The 17,746-nt window shown below is 57.5% G+C and carries 9 protein-coding genes; 1 reads left to right on the top strand and 8 read right to left on the bottom strand.

What is annotated here, in order from left to right; translation table 11 throughout:
* Nucleotides 1-144: 144 nt before the first annotated feature.
* The 5 genes from NBV64_RS00045 to NBV64_RS00025 form a co-directional block, all read right to left on the bottom strand.
* Nucleotides 145-2,019, bottom strand: coding sequence for a TniQ family protein (locus tag NBV64_RS00045; RefSeq protein WP_250756365.1), 1,875 nt, complete (start codon nt 2,017-2,019; stop codon nt 145-147).
* Nucleotides 2,016-3,053 carry a TniB family NTP-binding protein gene (locus NBV64_RS00040; protein WP_250756364.1) on the bottom strand — a complete coding sequence of 346 codons (1,038 nt, stop codon included), beginning with the start codon at nt 3,051-3,053 and terminating at the stop codon, nt 2,016-2,018. The genes NBV64_RS00045 and NBV64_RS00040 overlap by 4 nt, the downstream gene beginning before the upstream one ends.
* A complete protein-coding gene (locus tag NBV64_RS00035) occupies nt 3,040-5,013 on the bottom strand; it encodes a TnsB C-terminal domain-containing protein (RefSeq protein ID WP_250756362.1) in 1,974 nt (657 codons plus the stop codon). The genes NBV64_RS00040 and NBV64_RS00035 overlap by 14 nt, the downstream gene beginning before the upstream one ends.
* Complete coding sequence (locus tag NBV64_RS00030; RefSeq protein ID WP_250756361.1) at nt 4,994-5,542, bottom strand: TnsA endonuclease N-terminal domain-containing protein; 549 nt, start codon at nt 5,540-5,542, stop codon at nt 4,994-4,996. Before NBV64_RS00030 ends, NBV64_RS00035 begins: the two co-directional genes overlap by 20 nt.
* Before the next feature lie 320 nt (nt 5,543-5,862).
* Entirely contained in the window at nt 5,863-6,288 is a 426-nt protein-coding gene (locus NBV64_RS00025; protein WP_250756360.1) for a helix-turn-helix domain-containing protein, read from the bottom strand.
* 905 nt (nt 6,289-7,193) lie between these two features.
* Between NBV64_RS00025 and NBV64_RS00020 the strand changes: the two genes are divergently transcribed.
* Nucleotides 7,194-12,332: an ATP-binding protein gene (locus tag NBV64_RS00020; protein WP_250756359.1), complete on the top strand. Its 5,139-nt coding sequence runs from the start codon at nt 7,194-7,196 to the stop codon at nt 12,330-12,332.
* Nucleotides 12,333-12,706: 374 nt separating this feature from the next.
* Here NBV64_RS00020 and gyrB read toward each other — a convergent pair whose 3' ends face one another.
* From gyrB to dnaA, 3 genes are all read right to left on the bottom strand, one after another.
* Nucleotides 12,707-15,160 (bottom strand): DNA topoisomerase (ATP-hydrolyzing) subunit B, encoded by a 2,454-nt coding sequence (gene gyrB, locus NBV64_RS00015; RefSeq protein ID WP_035269481.1) that lies wholly within the window; start codon nt 15,158-15,160, stop codon nt 12,707-12,709.
* A 76-nt stretch (nt 15,161-15,236) separates the two neighbouring features.
* The gene (gene dnaN, locus NBV64_RS00010) at nt 15,237-16,346 is read right to left on the bottom strand and encodes a DNA polymerase III subunit beta (RefSeq protein WP_009461439.1); all 1,110 of its coding nucleotides are present in this window, start codon (nt 16,344-16,346) and stop codon (nt 15,237-15,239) included.
* 2 nt (nt 16,347-16,348) lie between these two features.
* A complete protein-coding gene (gene dnaA / locus NBV64_RS00005) occupies nt 16,349-17,746 on the bottom strand; it encodes a chromosomal replication initiator protein DnaA (protein ID WP_009461437.1) in 1,398 nt (465 codons plus the stop codon).

Below are 17,746 nucleotides of genomic sequence, written 5' to 3'. Positions count from 1 at the left end.
ATGGGGCGCCGATATTGCACCAACTACAACTGTCAAACGGCACACATCCCATGCGTTTACGTACATTAGGCAAGATATTATCGCCGATCAACGTTCTTAGCCGAAAGCAGCCAGAAAGTACACGAGCGTTAGATTGGTCAACAGTCACCGGGACGCGCTGCCAATTGCAGCGAAATTTGCACTTGGCAGAGAAACGTTCAGAGTTTCCAAAAAAACCATCAATGTCTTGCTGCGCGCGTAGAAGATTTTTCCACACTTCTCCACCCCCTGGCCAGATGCCGGAACAATTCCCTGCTCTGACAGCAACGCGCTAACTTTCCTGGAAGTGGTCTTGAGCGCTTCCGCTATTTCCGTGGCAAACACGTACGACTCCTTGAATCGTTCAAACTCCGCGCGACTGACTCGCGCCCCACAGCCCCTGAGGGTACGAAGCCTTTCTGCCGGAATGAACTCATTCCTGACGAGCCAGTATGCCGCCTCCTGCTTTAGGCCCAGCAATTTGGCTACCTGCGGCACGCTCAGCCAGTTCGACAACTCAGGATTGCGGCGCTGTCGCCAAATCTTGAGCGACGGGCTGTCAAAGATCCAACGTGCCAGCCCGACAGCACCATCCAGCAGGCCTTCAAGCTCGATTGCACCATCTCGAACAGCCTCGATCAGGTCGACGATCTCATTCTCGCTCCACGCCCAATACTTCAAGACATGAAACAGCGATACCTGCGACTCTTCTGGAATGGCCAAAACAGGTAAGCCATCACCGATTGCTAGGTAGCGCTCGACATCCTGTCGACTGATTCGCCATGGCGGAAATCCATACTCGCTCAAAGGACGATACGCGGAGGGGAACAAAAGCCTGAGCAATTCTCGCATTCGGACCTTGCCCAGTCCGAGATATTCCATCGCAGTGGTCAAATCGACTTCGGAAAGATCAGCGTGCGTGAGCTCATCGACCTGTTCTTTACGGATTAACAGAAAGCGCCGGCCTGTGGAGCTGTAGGATTCGTGACCATCGATCACCCCCTCCGAGACAAGCCGCCGAATACGCGCTACTCGCACGCCTAACCGCTCGGCCGCTACGTTGGCCGGAATCCAATGGACACGATGCAGTAACTGCCCGGCCAGTCTTCGGTTTCGAAGTGCCAAACCTCCACGCCAGTTTTCCACCAACCACTGCTCGAAGGAGTACCGCACTGCATCGAACGCAGGCTCTTTTAATCCCTTGTACAGATAGCTGTAGGCCCTCTGGAACAGCTTTGGTAGCCCAACCTTTTTGCCGCCTGACCGCTCCTGGATTTCTGAAAACCGCACATGAAACGCCGTTGGCCAGCCAGACAAGATCGCTGCCGCAACTGACGTCACAGGCCACGAGACTTCCATGCGACCCACGTTGCTCAATTTCAGAGACTTGGACACCCCGGCAGGATCCAGATGCATACCAAGATATCGAATTAACCGCTGGGTCTGGTCCACATTGAGATCACGCAGTGGCTCCGGCATGTCGGCCGCACCGCGCCCTGTCAGTTTCCGCGACAGGACCTGGGACAACTGCGTTACTTCAGCTGGTGCCAGGTGGGATGGCTCCGCACGTAGATCTGCACCACAGCCACATCTAACGACCTGTGAACGGCGCCAGGACACTGGCTCATGGCATGACGAACAGCGGTCAACCATCCACACCCCATGCTGGGCGCAGGCATCATAAAAGCACAACTCCCACTCTGCACGCCAGGATGGTTCCTCGTTGAGACATAAAGGACAGAAGCGCGAGTAGCGCATATTCCATACTCGCGATGTCTTCTGCCTCAAGGTGGCAATGTTCTGCACCCAGGCCAGCAACGCTGGATCCAGGCCACGCTCTGGCAGCAAGTGACTGCGCAGCAGTGCATCGGCATCGTACGTCACACCAAGATCCGGCAGATCGGAATACTCCAGCCTGTTCGCCTCGGCCAGGCGCAATAAGTATCCGTTGGGCCCTTCGGTGCGATAGGGAGCCAGCTTGATCAACAACCCGCCTGTCATTTTGCTACCTTGACGGCGTTAAGGCTGATCCGCCTGGCTAAAGCCGAGCCTACCGGATCATGGCGGGTGTGCAAGTAAAACACCTCTCCGCTGCGATCTAACGACCTGAGATAGGATTCCGGATGAAAAGGATTTAGCCTGTCCGGGACTTCACGCCATACACGGTCGCGGAACCCTGCGGCCAATACATCAAGGTCAACTTCTTTGACCCCAAGGTTGGCCGCAACACTGATGGCACCTTCCAGTATCTTGCGAACGTAATCCATCAGGCCATGGCTGGCTATGAGCATTCTCCGCGCCATATTGGCCTCGTAAATCGGCGTTTCGAACGGTACCGGAAGATATTCCTGAAGCAACTTCAGAATGCCGCGAAATTCGGTGAAATCCTCAGTAGTCGCGCCATCGAACGGAGACAGCGCAAACCTGGCGGAAAAGCGCCTGGCCAACTGCTCGTTCGCATCCACCACGGACTGCGCCTCCGGCAAGCCGCAGGCCACTACCGCGATATTCGTCAGGCTGATCAAGTTCTTGAGCCAATCAGTGACATCCCGAAAATGTGTAATGGTCGGGGCGTAGAACAAATGGTGAAACTCATCCAGGATCAGGAGCTCCACACCGCAGCGTTCGAAGAGCTCGTGGATCAAGACGGTCTTTTGCGGGCCGCTTCCCCGATAGGCTTTCGGATAGCCGAGTGCGATTAGAATCGCTTCTCCCAAACTTTTGGCGGTAGGTGATGACGGAACCGTCACCACCAGCACAGGAATTTTGGTACTCCCCAGCGTTGATTCGCGTTGAAAGCGACTGGCGTACGAAGAGACGAGCACCGTCTTGCCAGCACCTGCTGGCCCCGTAATCAACACGCCACCTCCGCTGCCCTTGACCTGCCGGGCATGGTGAAGCTCAGCCATTTTGTACAGGCCGGTATTGAAACGTCGGTGCTGAATCGGGTCGGAAATCAGCCGAAACCCATGTAATGCCTCGTGTTCGCTACCCGCCCGAGGAGCGATCATATGGATCAGATCAATGGGCTTCATGCTGCGCTCCTCTTGTGAACACGCTCAATGTCGGCAGCACGTCATCGAGGCCCGCCGGAAGATTCTCGGGTAGCTCAGGCGCCAGTTCTTTGATGGGTTTGCGTGCCTTAGCCAACGGATCCTCGTTGTTCAGCACAGCGTCACTGTCATGCATGAGCAAACCGCTGGCGTTTTTGCGCACAGCCATTTTCTTGTTCTTGATCGCTTGCTCGATGATTTCTTCCAGTTCCGCACGGACCTCGAGCATTTGAGTGGACGATGCGTTTTCACCAAACTGTTGCTTTGCCCGCTCCCTTATCAGGCGATGTACCTCCCTGGGAAGATTGTTTGCGTAGGCCGGATCAACACAAGGAACCTCCAGATACTCCTTGGCCATTGGATCGAAGACATGGATGAAGTTAATCGAATGCTCATAGAACTTCAGATCAACCACCATGTTCTGGCCAGATTGGCGTCGCAGCTCCTGCAATTGACGGCTGTTGTAATGCTGCCCTTCAAGCTCAATACCGTAATGAAAAAGTGTGCGTTTGGCCGGAATGCCACTGATCACTTCAAGCTGTTTAGGATAAAGCGGCAACTCGATGGAACGCCGTCCGGCCAGTTCGGACCACTTGGCGAGCGGGGTTGCGCCAATTCCGCGATGTGGGCGCACCAGGTAGATGTCGACGATCCATTTGGTGATCAAGTGGACAAGGTCTGTGAGCGTGATCGCGGCAAGGTTCTCAGCAGGATAGTCCCCGCGCTCACCGACATTGGAAAACGTAGTGCCAGGCAGCCGATGGATAAGGCCTTGATTCATCGTCCTGAAAAACCGTTCAATACTGCCTTTGTGTTCCGGCGTACGGGCGCCACAAAACAGCATCTGGATGCCCATCTCTTCACAGGCTTTCTGCAACCCAGAGGCATGAAGGTCCATGCCGTTGTCGATCGCAATCAGATCAGGAATCCCTTGAGCAGGCCATGCGCCTTTGATATCAGGGAAACGGGCAAGCCATTCCGTTTTGGGCAGAATCGCGCGTCGCAAGCATTGGAGTACCGAGTGAGCACTAGGAGTATTGAAGCTCAGGTAGAAACTCATGATCATCCTGGATGCCTTGTCGGTTGCTATCGACAGCCAAGGTCTGCCCATCTGTAATCCTGTCACCGCATCGATTACGATTAGGTCGATCGGGGTATGGTCGATTTCGATGCGCTCAAGGATCCCGCTGACCTTAAGCCCACCTACTGCGATGCGATATTTTGCCCGGGCAACCTCAGCACCCAGCCGAGCACCGTCCACAATATCCTGGCGAAGACCATCGAGCCAACGATAGACGGTTGAACGCGCTGGGCACCGTATATGCAAATCCGGCGGCAAGGACGCATTCAAAGAATTGGTGTGACGCAGTACACGCTCATAAACCGCGGACTTGGGTTGTTTTTGCAGGGTGAGGTAAACATCAGCAACCGCCTCTTCGAAGAGGGCGTAGCGATCCCCATGGTACGGTTTTGCACGACCTTTCTTTTGAGGAATCAGCGCATGGACCGATTTTGTTGTGCGATACCTGCGCCACCAGTTCTGTACGGACGACGGACAAGGTGGCTTTGTATCTCCGGTTTCCGCTGCATGTGCGTCAATGAGCTTTTTCCATAGAACCGGGTTGTAGCGATTCTTTTCAGGATCAATGGCCAGTAGATAACCTAGCTTGCGCAACGCAACTTTTTGCTGATGGGCTGTGTACGTGGACAAGTCTCGCGGCGTCGCCAGGTAGGTCGCATTGGCTAAGGTGCCCAGACAAGTCTCGTCAATCACCATCTCCCCTTTGAGCCAACGAGCATGCAATTCGTCGGGGAAAAAATTCCGAATTTCGCCGGCATCGGAGATCAGCTGATATTTGCCGGTGACCAGCAAACGCTCCAGCGTCCAGCGCATCTGGCTCTCAATGAAGACCAAGCCGCGTTTATAGGTAAAGCGAATCATGCGCTGCCTCCTGTGCTGTGAAAACCATGAGATCACCCTGAAGCGGGCTGGCGAGGTCGCACACCAAGTTGCCCAAGGCAACCTGCTTCAATAGGACAGCGCGACCTACCGAGGCTTCCAGGACATGCCAGGGTTTGCCATGAAGGCGCACGGGAAAGTCTTGAGGCGAGGCTGCCGGTTTTGCACGCAATGGGCTGAGCGTTTTCAGGTTGGTATGAAGCGGCTCCTTGCGGGCGTCAAGTTCAGTAATGACACGAAAATACTCATCCCGGTGCTGGGCGTAATGCGTCGCGATCTGCTGAAGTTTCTTGGCGATCTTGGGAGAGTCGAGTTTTGCGCTGGGCTTGACCTCAATGTGTACCCGCGGGCCTGAAGCCAGCTTTGCCTCGAAATCCGGGTAGTACTCCCGCATGGTTTGTCCGTCGCTGTAGACAATTCGCTCCGGTTGCTCCTGGTAGCTTTGAACTCCTCTGGAGAACTCCAGCAACAGGATTACGTCGCGCTCGATCAGCGACTCAAACGCCACCATCCTGCCCAACTTTCTAGATGGGTACCTGCCCCTGAAGTGCCGGCCACTTCTCGTGATTACTCGTCTGGATAACATGATTGCTTTCTCCTGGCGGCAGGCAATAGGGAGCCCTGCGCCTGTCCGCGCATAGTCATAATTCGGGAATCCACGCTGAAAATTCGGGCAAAAGTGAACCCTCGCAGAGTTCAAAACTCGCGAAAAATCAGTATGGAAAGGGAATCGGGCCTTGACGCCTTGGAGAGAGCAACCGATACTTCAGGTGCGAGTTGAAGAATGATTGCTGTACCGGAAGGCGGGCCTTAAGGGCTCGCTTTTTTCGTTTACGTCATCGCCGCCTCCGTTTCACAAGAGGAATTTGTGGCGATGCCCCCCTTGGGCACAGTCATGAAAAAAACTTGGGGAAGCGCCAGGACTTGGCGAATCATTTTGATTTGTACTGGATGGAGCCGCCCGAGTTGAGGCTCCAATTCACGAAGCAGTTCGTATTCTTCGACGGGGGCCGTACAGGGAAGAGAAACCTGGCGCTTGGATTTGCGTAGCGCCTCGTCAAGCTCTGTCTGCTCAGCATCGTTTAGTGCCAAGACACGAATCAGACGAGCAATAAAATCCCGCTTAGGTGGGCCTTTGGCGCCACGCTCAAGCGCAGAGATATAGCTCTGCTCGTAACCGAGCAGATCCGCAGCGTCCCTTTGTTTCAGGCCACGCTGACGGCGCAGTTCGCGAAGGTACACGGCAAAAGGACTCATTGGCAACCGACCATACCAATGCTCAAATTGTGCGCACGGTCGCATCAGGTCCCATTTTAATCCTTGTCTCCATATCCTTTCCCACTAGGTAATAGTGGACAAAAGAATAGCGCTATTCGCACTGAAGAGCAAGGGTGAATTTCTCTTTCAAATCAAATACTTAGGGTAGTATAGCAAGCAAATCGATATTCGCAACCGTCGCGTGATTTTTCGCAACATTTGCATCAATCAACGATGGCGATTTTCGAAGAGGTCATCATCCACGCGAATCAGCAAAATTCAGACACATCCAGCCGTAATAAGGCATTTTTCAGACATTCTTTCCTAATTTTGCGAGGCAATCGATCAGAATTCAGACATCTGGGGGGTATCCATCCCTTGCCGAAGCAAGGGATGGAGAAGTGGTTTTTCGAAGGCCAACCGACAATACTAGCTGAACGCCCGGGGAGGTTTTTCGCTAGGCTACGCTGAGTTCGCCGCAACTGCTTATGGCCGATAGTGGGCGCTACAGATAGAGTTTCGATATTTCCGTTTCCGACCCTTTGGAGACGTTCCGGAGGTCTGTTCCGGGTGCGCACCGCATGTTTTGACTACAGGCGCGATGGCTTCGACACCTCCTCTGCGGTACACTTTATCGGTGCAACTCAGTGGTGCGGAACTAGCAATCGGGGACCTACGACGCGCTTCTAGCCCACCATAAGGCTGTGACGAGCCTCTCCCCTGCTTCTCGCCAACAGATATGGCAATAGTTCAGAACTAAAAGCATTCGGAAGCTAATGGCCATCCCTAGGAACACATCGAAGCCGAAAGCGCCTCGCGGCGGCAGCACGAAACGCGCAGCTGCGACGCTACGGTCGACGAGTGGTGCCGGGTTCGAATTCGAGGACCTGATAAGTGCTTGGCACTTGGCGAAGGCCCTGTCAGGCGAGAACGCACCGGGTATCGGAGGCGTCGTCACGCAGGTCCAAGCCCAAGTCTCGACCTTGGGCTGGCGCGTCGACGACCTGCTGCTGACGTCCCAGGAGACCGGCGCGTCGCGGCGGCTGGCGATCTCGGCGAAGGGGAACTTTCAGGTGACCGCGGCCGGTCTTCCCGCTGACTTCGTGACGCGCGCCTGGGAACAGTGGCGTGACCCGCAGGGACCGTTCAACCGGACGACCGACGGACTGGCCTTGGTGACGCGCGGCACCCAGCAGGCGTTTGATCCTGCGTGGCGAGAAGTGAAGAATGCGTGCAGCGGCACGGATACGGCGCTCACGATGAGCCGCATCCGCAGCAATACAAGGCAGTCGCATGTCTTCGACAGCGTCCAGAAACCCGGCGGCATGTCCGACGAAGAGACTATCGAACTCATTCGTCGCCTGCACGTGCTGCCGACCGACTTTCAGTTCGCGTACTCCGATGACGAGACTCAGGCTATCGCGCAATGCCGTCGCTTGCTCGCGTCTGGCCATGAAGACGAAGCACAGACTCTCTGGAAGGAGCTCGTCAACGTCGCAAAAGATGTGCGCCTTCGCAGCGGAACTATCACCGTCCCGGACTTGTTGTCCTTGCTCCGGGGGCGGTTCGGCCTCCGCCACCATCCGGACTTTGAGCGTGATTGGGAAACGCTCTACAACATCACCGCGGACCGCAAGGCGCGGATAGAGACGGCGTTACCGTCTGGCTATGCCGTCCCTCGGACAGCGGAGAAGGCGTCGTTCCAGGCAGCGGTCGCCAACAACAAGGTCACGGTGGTCTTCGGGGAGTCGGGCTCGGGCAAGTCGGCGCTGGTCAAGGCGGTGTTGGACGGTGCGTACCCATCTTGGAACCAGGTGTGGTTCGGTCCGGAAGACCTGAAGACGGCGCTCAGCGCGGCGCGCCGCAGCGTCCTGCCTCTGACGCATGAACTTTCGCTTGTACTGAACGCCACGGCTAAGCCACGGAACGTGCTTATCATCGATTCTGCGGAACGCATCGAGGCCGGCGAGTTCGTCGTCATCCGCCAGCTGCTTCAAGCCATCCTGCCGAACGACGGCGAAGAGACTGAGGGTGCGTGGCGGGTCGTCATCATCACGCAAACGCAAAGTTGGATCGAAGGCGAGGAGACGATACTCGGCGGGCGGAAGGCGCACCTGGTCGAGGTCGAGGCGCTCAAGAGCGATGCAGTGAAGTTGGCGCTTCTGCCTTCGCCGATCTTGGGCTGGTTGGCCGCGCATGACGACACCATCGCGGCGCTGACGAACCTGCGGACACTGGCGTGGGTCATTAAGGCAGGCACGGCGTTGGGGCCGAACGCCGGCGGACTAACTTCTCACACCGTTATTGCCGACCGCCTATGGAAGTACTGGACGAAGGACCGTGCGGACGTGCAGGCGCTGATGATGCGCCTCGCCCAACGAGAAGCATTATTCGAGCGCAGCTTCGCGCTGACCGGCTTGGAGCCTGCGGACACGGCGACATTCACACAACGGCCCGATGAACTTCCGTTGCGTTTGAACGAGCGGACCAACCGTATCGAGTTCGAGCACGATCTCGCGGCGGATTGGGCACGCTTCCAGTTCCTGAAACAGATTTGGACGGACACGCCTCAGTGGGCTGCCTTGTCCAGCAATCCGCTTTGGACGAACGCGCTCCGGATGCTGGGCCAGTTCCTGATGCGACAGCCGGCAGAGAATGGTACGGCCTGGGACGTCGCCCTCGGAGCCGCTGAGGCCGTTAAGAACGAGCTGGCGGGCGATATCCTGCTTGATGCCCTCTGCTTGGACCCTGACGCCGAACGCTTCCTGACCGAACGCGTCGACCTCCTGCTCAATAACGGAGCGAAACACTTCACGCGACTGCTCCTGCGCTTCCACCACATTGCGACGATGCCGACCAGCGGCGGAATAGGGCTGAGCGCGGCAGTCGGCTTGTACATGGAGGCGCAGTACCGCTCGATCGTGTTTGGTCGGTGGCCGCCAGTTCTCCGCTTCCTCATTGCGCAACGGGAACGACTGGCAGGACTGATTTCACCCGCTCTCGCGAAGGTCATCGAAACTTGGCTGACGAAGACACCGCTCACGCTGAGCAACGGCAATCGGATGCCTTTCCGCCTGGAGATGGCGGATATGGCGCTCGCCATGGCCCGGACCGTGCAGGTCGAGAAGGGGCACGGCGTTATCTACCTGATGGATGAACCGTCGCTGTACACCGCAGCACTGGCTGGTGCGGCCGACCTGCCAACCGAAATTGGGAATTGGGCGCTCGAACTCGCGGGACGCCGAGAGATTGACGCTGACGTCAAACGGCGCATTGCCGAGGTTCAACGACAGGAGGCGAAGGCACACACCGAGCGTCTAAAGACAGACCCTGAATACAAGGCACGGCACGAAAAACGAAAGCGGATACCGCCCTCCCTCGGGTCGTTCCGCGAGCGCTTGCCGCCTTGGCCTCTGGGGGCCAGCGGCAAGGTCGACAGGGATTTCCGGACCGCCTGCATCAAGGAGAACGGCATCCAGTCTCTAATGCGAGCGCAGCCTGAGCTGGCGGCCGAAGTCCTGCTCGCACTCATCATCGAAGACCAGCCGGAACGGGAGTACGGTTCCGCGCAGCTCGACATGGACCTCGGCCTCGAATACACCCAGGACGCGTACCCGACGGCCTTTTGGAAGAGCCCGTTCTTCCCCTTCCTCCAACTGGCCCCAGAAACGGCGCTCACCTCGCTCATCGCGCTGGTGAACTTCTGCACAGAGCGCTGGGTCGCCGAGGTCATGAAGGGGCGCGCCGGTGAGGCTCCCGCGGTGACACTACGATTTGCGGGCGGGTTGGAGAAAACCTTCCCTGGCTGGCGGCAGGTATTCGGCTGGCCGCAGTCCAATGACTTGCGCAACGGTAACCTGTACTGCGCTCTCGATGCGTTGGAGCGCTGGTTTATGCTGCGGCTCGACGCGGGTGAGGACATCACCGCTGATATCGAGAGGATACTCCGGGAGGGGAACTCCGCGGCGCTCGTCAGCGTGCTTCTCAACGTCGCTAAGTATCGACCGTCGCTGCTAGCAGGGCCGCTCGCGGCCCTGCTGACGTCTCCAAACCTGTTCTTTTGGGACAGCGTGCGGGTGAAGCAGATTGGCTACAACTTCATCGGCTGGAGCTGGCTCCAGGGCGGCGAGGCAATGTTCAACTTCGCCCGTGATTGGACCCTGGCACCCCATCGGGAGCGGAAGTTCCTCGATGTCGTTGTCGAACTCCTGTTGATCGATGACGACGTTGCGCGGCGTCTTCAGGCACTGCTGCCGACCTGGACGTTGCCTGAAGACCGGAAGGAAGCGTTGGAGTTCAAGCTGCTCTTCGCCGCGCTCGACCGGGCCAACTACCAGACCGTCACCGATCCGGCGACAGGCGCCGAAAATCAGAGCTTCGTCTGCCCTGACGAACTGAGCCTTGAGGTGCAGTCGTGGCAGACCGATAGCGCGCCCACCCTCGCATATCTTCTCGTGCCGGACCGGTGCGAACAGCGGCTTCGGAGCGACCAACCACTCACCGACGATGAGGCCACGTACCTCTTCAATCTGTTTAAGGAGTGTGAGGCGGGGGAGGAAGGGGACGATGAAGACGTGAAATCGAAATGCCGCTTCGCCGCTGTCGGCACGCTCGTCGCGTTGGGCGGCGCTTGGCTCGCTCAGAACCCTGAAGCGCAGAAACACGCGCTCGAAGCCGTGCGCGCCGGTATAGCGGCGGTCGCGTCGACAGGAGAAGAGATTCGCGGGCGGCACATGGGAAGTCTCCGCGACGAGTTGAAGTTCACCGCCTACGCGGTCATGCACCTGTGGCTCGCCGACGGAGATGGCGTTCAGGAGTGGGAGACCGCCGTCTTGCGCCTTCTGACGAGCGGCGACACCCGAGCGGTCGCCGTTGTGGTCGGCGTCGCCCACGCCAATCGAGAGAAGCTTGGCACCGCATGGTGGCGGCTGCTCCGCGCCGGGCTCTTCTGGTCGGGCCTCATCCTGCTCGCCCCGCACCACGACGAGGGCGACGATGCGGAGCGCGTTTGGAGGGTGTGGCTCGCACGGCTGCGGCGCTTTCCACTCCGTGGACCGAATGCGACGCCGGATGAGCTTGATTTCAAGCGCGTGGTCGCGGGCCTCGAACGCTTGGACTTCCAGCGACGGACGCGGCTCTACAATGCCGGCGACCCGGCTTGGCGGGGGAAACCGCAGCGCAAACGAGGCGGTTCGCTGGACAATCACTTCCTCGAAGTCCTGTTTAACTGGCTCATCGAAGGCGGTGGCACTGGCGACTTCGATCTCGACACGCGCCTGGCGCTGCGTATCTGGGATTACGACGCCACGCACGCCAAGGCGCACGAGAAGAAGCATGGCGAGTACGACCTGCCGAGCCAGAACCTCGGCTACGACATACTTCTGAAGCTCGGAGCCCTGTCGATCGCGGCGCCCGCAGGGGAAGCGCGCGCGGTTTGGGAAGCCGTTCTCGCCCACGGTCCGGCAGCACACTACGCGTTGCAGCACTTCATTAGCGGCTTGTTCCTGCGCCTCGGGAAAGGTGCCGATCCGGAGGCATTCGAGCGCGTCTGGCGGGCCACCGCGGAGTACGGTCTCGCAGCAGATTGGTCTCAACCTGGCTTATGGTTCTATGGCGAGCGCTTGGTTTGCGACCTGCTCGGCTTCGGCAACGAGAATGCGCTGTCCCGGCTGCCCCCGGGCGCAGCTATGCGGATGAAGGATATATACGAACGCTGGGCCGCCGCGCACCTGGCTCGCGACAATGAATGCGTCACCCGTTTCTGCCACTTCCTGACGACAAAGTTCGGAGCCCCACTTCGGCTTGACGGGCTTCTCTGGCTCGCCGCTTTGCTGAAGGAAACCGAGCCGTCCAGTAGCTGGTACCGCGAGGGCACAGGCGACGCATTGGTGGAGTTCGTGGCGGCAGCATTGAGTTCCGACGTACAGACCCTGTCTCAACACGCTCAGGCGCGGCAGGCGCTTATCGAGATAGCTGCTGCACTTGCAGCTATGAACATCCCAGTCGCTCTGACTCTACAAGAGCGCATTAAGCAGCTGCGATAGCGGTCAAGAACAGGCTTCACGTGGTCGGCGTGACGAAAGTTCGTTCGCCATCCCAAACTCAATGTCCGCAATTGGCCTATTGTGTTGAAAAACTCCAAATCAACAACCTTTGGGCCATTCGAAGGGGTGCTTTAACCCTTGGCTGACGTCTGATCGTGGCATGTGAGCGATTCTGGAAGGTCGATTTTTCCTCAATCCGAGTTCGAGCGTTAAAAGTCGAGTTTTTCAACACAATAGGCCGGAAGTCGACACTTGTTAGTGGCGTCTACGCAGCTCAGCAAATCTCAAATTAAGAAGGCTGCTTTTTAAGCAGCCTTCTTAATTAAATCTAAAAAACTTGGGAAAAATCTAAACTCCAACGGGATCCTACAGCCTTAAATATCCAGGTTCCCCGCCTGCAAGGCATGGGACTCGATAAAGGCACGACGTGGCTCAACGTGATCACCCATCAGCGTGGTGAAGATCTGATCCGCATCGATAGCATCAGCAATCTGCACACGCAGCAAACGACGTACAGTGGGGTCCATGGTCGTTTCCCACAGCTGGCTGGGGTTCATCTCACCCAGACCTTTGTAGCGCTGCTTGCTAAGCCCGCGTTCGGCTTCGGTCAACAGCCATTGCATGACTTCACGGAAGTCATCCACGGCGGTTTCACGACGCTTCTCGCCTTCACCACGAGCCACCATGGCGCCATCACCGATCAGACCGGCAAAGGTCTCGCCAGCGCGGGCCAGAGTTTGGTGATCGCCACCACGCACGAAGTTGCGGTCAAACACCGTGACACGGATGTTGCCATGGTGCAGACGCTGCACCACCACACGCCAGGACTCGCTCCCTTCATCAAAGGCGGCAAAGACTTTGACGACGGTGGGGGCAGCTTCGTCGAACAGGGCCTTCTCCAAATCCTTAGCAGTTTGTTCGGCGGCTTCCTGCGAGTCCAAGTTCAACTTCACGCCTTCAGCCAATGCTGACAGGGCATCACCGTCCATATGACGCGACAGACGCTCAATCACGGCCTTGGCCTTCACGTAGCGATGAGCGTAGTCGGACAAGGCTTCGCCTGTGATGGGAGCTGCACCTTCAGCTGGCGTCAGCACTGCATCGCGCAGGGCCAGCTTCAACATGAATTCCGCTTCCTCCGCCTCGTCCTTCAGGTACATCTCTTCACGCCCAACCTTAACCTTGAACAAGGGCGGCTGCGCGATGTACACATAGCCACGCTCGATCAGCTCGGGCATCTGACGGTACAGCAGTGTCAGCAGCAGGGTACGAATGTGAGCACCGTCCACGTCCGCGTCAGTCATGATGATGATGCGGTGGTAACGCAGCTTGTCGATATCAAAGTCCGGGCCGATGCTGGTACCCAGGGCGGTGATCAGGGTGGTGATCTGCTCGCTGGAAATCAGACGATCGAAACGGGCTTTTTCTACGTTCAGCACCTTGCCGCGCAACGGCAGAATGGCCTGGAATTTACGGTCTCGGCCTTGCTTGGCCGAGCCGCCTGCGGAGTCACCCTCCACAATGTACAGTTCGCACAGGGCCGGGTCTTTTTCCTGACAGTCGGCCAGCTTGCCGGGCAGGCCAGCGCCTTCCAGCACGCTCTTGCGACGTGTCATTTCGCGGGCTTTACGGGCCGCTTCACGGGCACGGGCTGCTTCCACGATCTTGCCGCACAAGGCCTTGGCGTCGTTCGGATTTTCCAACAGCCAAGTTTCCAGGGTGCGGGCAACGGCTTCTTCCACGGCGGGACGCACTTCGCTGGACACCAGCTTGTCTTTGGTCTGGCTGCTGAACTTGGGCTCGGGCACCTTCACCGACAGCACGCAGACCAGGCCTTCGCGCATGTCGTCACCGGAGGTGTCGACCTTGGCTTTCTTGGCCAGTTCGTTGTCGGCAATGTACTTGTTCAGCACGCGGGTCATGGCCGCACGCAGACCGGTCAGGTGGGAACCACCGTCGCGCTGGGGAATATTGTTGGTGAAACACAGCACGGTTTCAGCGTAGCTATCATTCCACTGCATGGCCACTTCAACCGATACTGGCGTACCGCCAGCATTGGACTCGGTTGCCACGCTGAACACGTTAGGGTGCAGCGGGGTCTTGTTGCGGTTGATGAAGTCCACAAAGCCTTTGACGCCGCCCAGGAAGGCAAAGTCTTCTTCCTTGCCCTGAATCTCGTCAACCAGGCGAATCTTCACGCCATTGTTCAGGAAGGACAGCTCGCGCAGGCGCTTGGCCAGGATCTCGTGGTGGTATTCGATATTGCTGAAAATTTCCACGTCGGCCAGGTAACGCACGCAAGTACCCGTGCGGCCTTCTGCAGGACCGGTCACCGCCAGGGGCGCAGTGCGCTCGCCACGGCGGAACTCGACCTGGTGTTCGTTGCCATTGCGCCAGATGGTCAGCAACAGCCATTCGGACAGGGCGTTCACACAAGACACACCCACACCGTGCAAACCGCCAGACACCTTGTAGGAGTTCTGGTCGAATTTACCGCCGGCGTGCAGTTCGGTCATGACGATTTCAGCGGCGCTGCGCTGGTGTTCGTCGTCCTTGTGGATATCGGTTGGAATACCGCGGCCGTTATCGCACACCGAAATGCTGTTGTCGGAGTGGATGGTGACGACGATATCGTCGCAATGACCGGCCAAGGCCTCATCAATCGCGTTATCCACCACCTCGAAAACCATGTGGTGCAGGCCGGTGCCATCGGAGGTGTCCCCGATGTACATGCCTGGACGCTTGCGCACGGCCTCCAGGCCTTTGAGCATTTTGATGGAATCAGCGCCGTAATCGGCTGGCTGGGTGGTCGTGGTTTGATCGGTCATAGCATAAAACCTTGTAATAGCCTGTCTGCTTCAAGCGGGTATGGCCCGGCGGGCCATACCGGTCAAACATGCTGCATTAAATGCGCATCGGCATGACCACGTACTTGAAGTCTTCTTGCTCGGGCAGCGTCATCAACACAGAGGCGTTGGCATCGGGCTGCACAGACCAGCGGACTGTTTCGTCCTTGATGCTGGCCAACACATCGAGCAGGTAGCTGACGTTAAAGCCAACGTCCAGACTTTCGTGTTCATAATCAATATCCAGCTCTTCGACGGCTTCTTCCTGTTCAGCGTTGGAAGCAGAAATCTTCAGCTGGTTTTGCGACAGTTGCAGTCGCACGCCACGCAGTTTGTCGGTGGTCAGAATGGCAGCACGTTGCAAACTGCCTTGCAGCACTTCACGGCTGACATCGAAGTGGCGGGTGTAGTTGGAAGGAATCACACGAGCAAAGTCGGGGAATTTGCCTTCAACCAGTTTGGAGACCAGCTCCACATCGCCAAAGCGGAAACGAATCTGACGGCTGGACACATCAATGTTGACCAGATCGTCGGTATCGCCCAGCAAACGCTGCATTTCCAGCACCGTCTTGCGCGGCACGATGATGTCGTGACGTTCCTGCACGCCGTCAATTGCGGTGGCATTATGAGCCAGACGGTGACCGTCCGTGGTAACCGTACGTACCAGGCCGGGTTCAAACACCAGCAACATACCGTTCAGGTAGTAGCGAATGTCTTGCTGCGCCATGGCAAAGTGCACCGTATTGAACAGGTGCTTCAAAGTGCGCTGGGGCATGCTCAAGGACACGTCCCACTGCTCTGGCAGGTTCAGCACTGGAAAATCAGCGGCTTCCAGAGTCTGCAACTGAAAGCGGCTCTTGCCGGACTGGATGGTCAGCTTGCCGCTGTCCAGGCCCAGGCGCACATCGCCAAAGTCGGGCAGGGCTTTCAGAATGTCCAGCAGCTTGCGGGCCGCCACCGTGGTGGCTGCATTGTCCTCACCCACGCCAAAGTCGGCATTGGTGGTGATCTGCACTTCCAGGTCGGTTGCCAGGAAAGAGACATCAGAGCCGTTTTTACGCAGCAGGATGTTGGCCAGAATCGGCAAAGTATGGCGGCGCTCCACAATGCCAACTACTGTGGATAAGGGCTTTAGCAATGCGTCGCGGGTAGCTTGAACGAGTTGCATGGTCATCCTTTGAGAGTTTGTTCCAGTACGTGTAATGCGTGATTCAGTTCGGCTTGCTTGGTGCGTGCATCCGAGATTTTGCGCACCGCGTGCAGCACCGTAGTGTGGTCCCTACCACCGAAAAGATCGCCAATTTCCGGCAAACTCTTTTGGGTCAGTTCCTTGGCCAGATACATGGCCACCTGGCGCGGCATGGCGATATTGGCGGGGCGGCGCTTGGAGTACATATCCGCGACCTTGATTTTATAAAAATCGGCCACGGTTTTCTGAATATTTTCCACTGTGATCTGCCCATTGGAGACCGACAGCAAATCCTTCAGTGCATCCTTGCACACCTCCACCGTCAAGACATCGCGGCCATGGAAACGCGCGTAGGCCGAAACCTTGCGCAGCGCCCCTTCCAGCTCGCGCACGTTGCTGCGCAGATGCTTGGCAATGAAGAAGGCCACTTCTTCGGGCATGGCAATGCCTTCGGCCTGAGCCTTGCGCAACAAGATTGCCACGCGCATTTCCAGCTCGGGCGGCTCGATGGCCACGGTCAGGCCGGAGTCAAAGCGCGAGATCAGGCGGCTATCAATATTGGCCAGCTCTTTGGGATAGGTATCCGAGGTGATGATGATCTGCTTGCGCTGAGCCACCATCGCTTCAAAGGCGTAGAAAAACTCTTCCTGCGTACGGTTCTTGCCGGCGAAAAACTGAATATCGTCAATCAGCAGCAAGTCCAGCGAATGGTAGTAGCGCTTGAACTCGTCAAACGCCTTGCGCTGGTATGCCTTGACCACGTCCGACACGTATTGGTCGGCATGGACGTAACGTACCCGCACACCATTGCCATTGGCGACCAGCGCATTGCCGATCGCGTGAATCAGGTGGGTCTTGCCCAAACCCACACCGCCATACAGAAAGAGTGGGTTATAGGAGACACCGGGGTTCTCGGCCACCTGCAAGGCCGCTGCGCGTGCCAGCTGGTTGGCTTTACCCGTCACGAAGTTGTCGAAAGTCAGTTCGGCGTTCAGGCGCGAACGATCCTGTACCGCATCCACCACCGCCGTCATGGCCGGGTTGGCAACAGGAGGGGCCAGGTTTTCACCGGCGGGGCTGCCTGCAGGCGCAGGAGCGGCACGATCGGCCAGGGCGCGACGAGGCGCCGCGCTGGCCGAAGGCAGCTCGAACTGAACCGTTACGGGACATTCGTAGAAATCCGAAGCCAGTTCCTCTATGCGAGTGGCGAAATTCTTGCGGACCCAATCCAGTTTGAAACGATTAGGAGCAGAAACGCGCAACACCCCGGCTTCGCTGTCGAAGTCCAGGGGAACCAGTGGACGTATCCACGCACTTATTTGTTGGGGGGGAAGCTCCTGCTCCAATTTCTGAACGCAGGACTGCCAGAATTCATTCAT

The sequence above is a fragment of the Alcaligenes sp. DN25 genome (assembly GCF_023674485.1).
Classification (GTDB): Bacteria; Pseudomonadota; Gammaproteobacteria; order Burkholderiales; family Burkholderiaceae_B; genus Alcaligenes; species Alcaligenes phenolicus.
Note: the sequence above shows the minus strand (reverse complement) of the source record. Positions and strands in the feature narration are given on the sequence as shown.

Bases quoted from the DNA above. Each gene is read 5' to 3' on its own strand.
- NBV64_RS00045 (WP_250756365.1), bottom strand. From the start codon at position 2,019: ATGACAGGCGGGTTGTTGATCAAGCTGGCTCCCTATCGCACCGAAGGG.
- NBV64_RS00040 (WP_250756364.1), bottom strand. From the start codon at position 3,053: ATGAAGCCCATTGATCTGATCCATATGATCGCTCCTCGGGCGGGTAGC.
- NBV64_RS00035 (WP_250756362.1), bottom strand. From the start codon at position 5,013: ATGATTCGCTTTACCTATAAACGCGGCTTGGTCTTCATTGAGAGCCAG.
- NBV64_RS00030 (WP_250756361.1), bottom strand. From the start codon at position 5,542: ATGGTGGCGTTTGAGTCGCTGATCGAGCGCGACGTAATCCTGTTGCTG.
- NBV64_RS00025 (WP_250756360.1), bottom strand. From the start codon at position 6,288: ATGAGTCCTTTTGCCGTGTACCTTCGCGAACTGCGCCGTCAGCGTGGC.
- gyrB (WP_035269481.1), bottom strand. From the start codon at position 15,160: ATGACCGATCAAACCACGACCACCCAGCCAGCCGATTACGGCGCTGAT.
- dnaN (WP_009461439.1), bottom strand. From the start codon at position 16,346: ATGCAACTCGTTCAAGCTACCCGCGACGCATTGCTAAAGCCCTTATCC.
- dnaA (WP_009461437.1), bottom strand. From the start codon at position 17,746: ATGAATGAATTCTGGCAGTCCTGCGTTCAGAAATTGGAGCAGGAGCTT.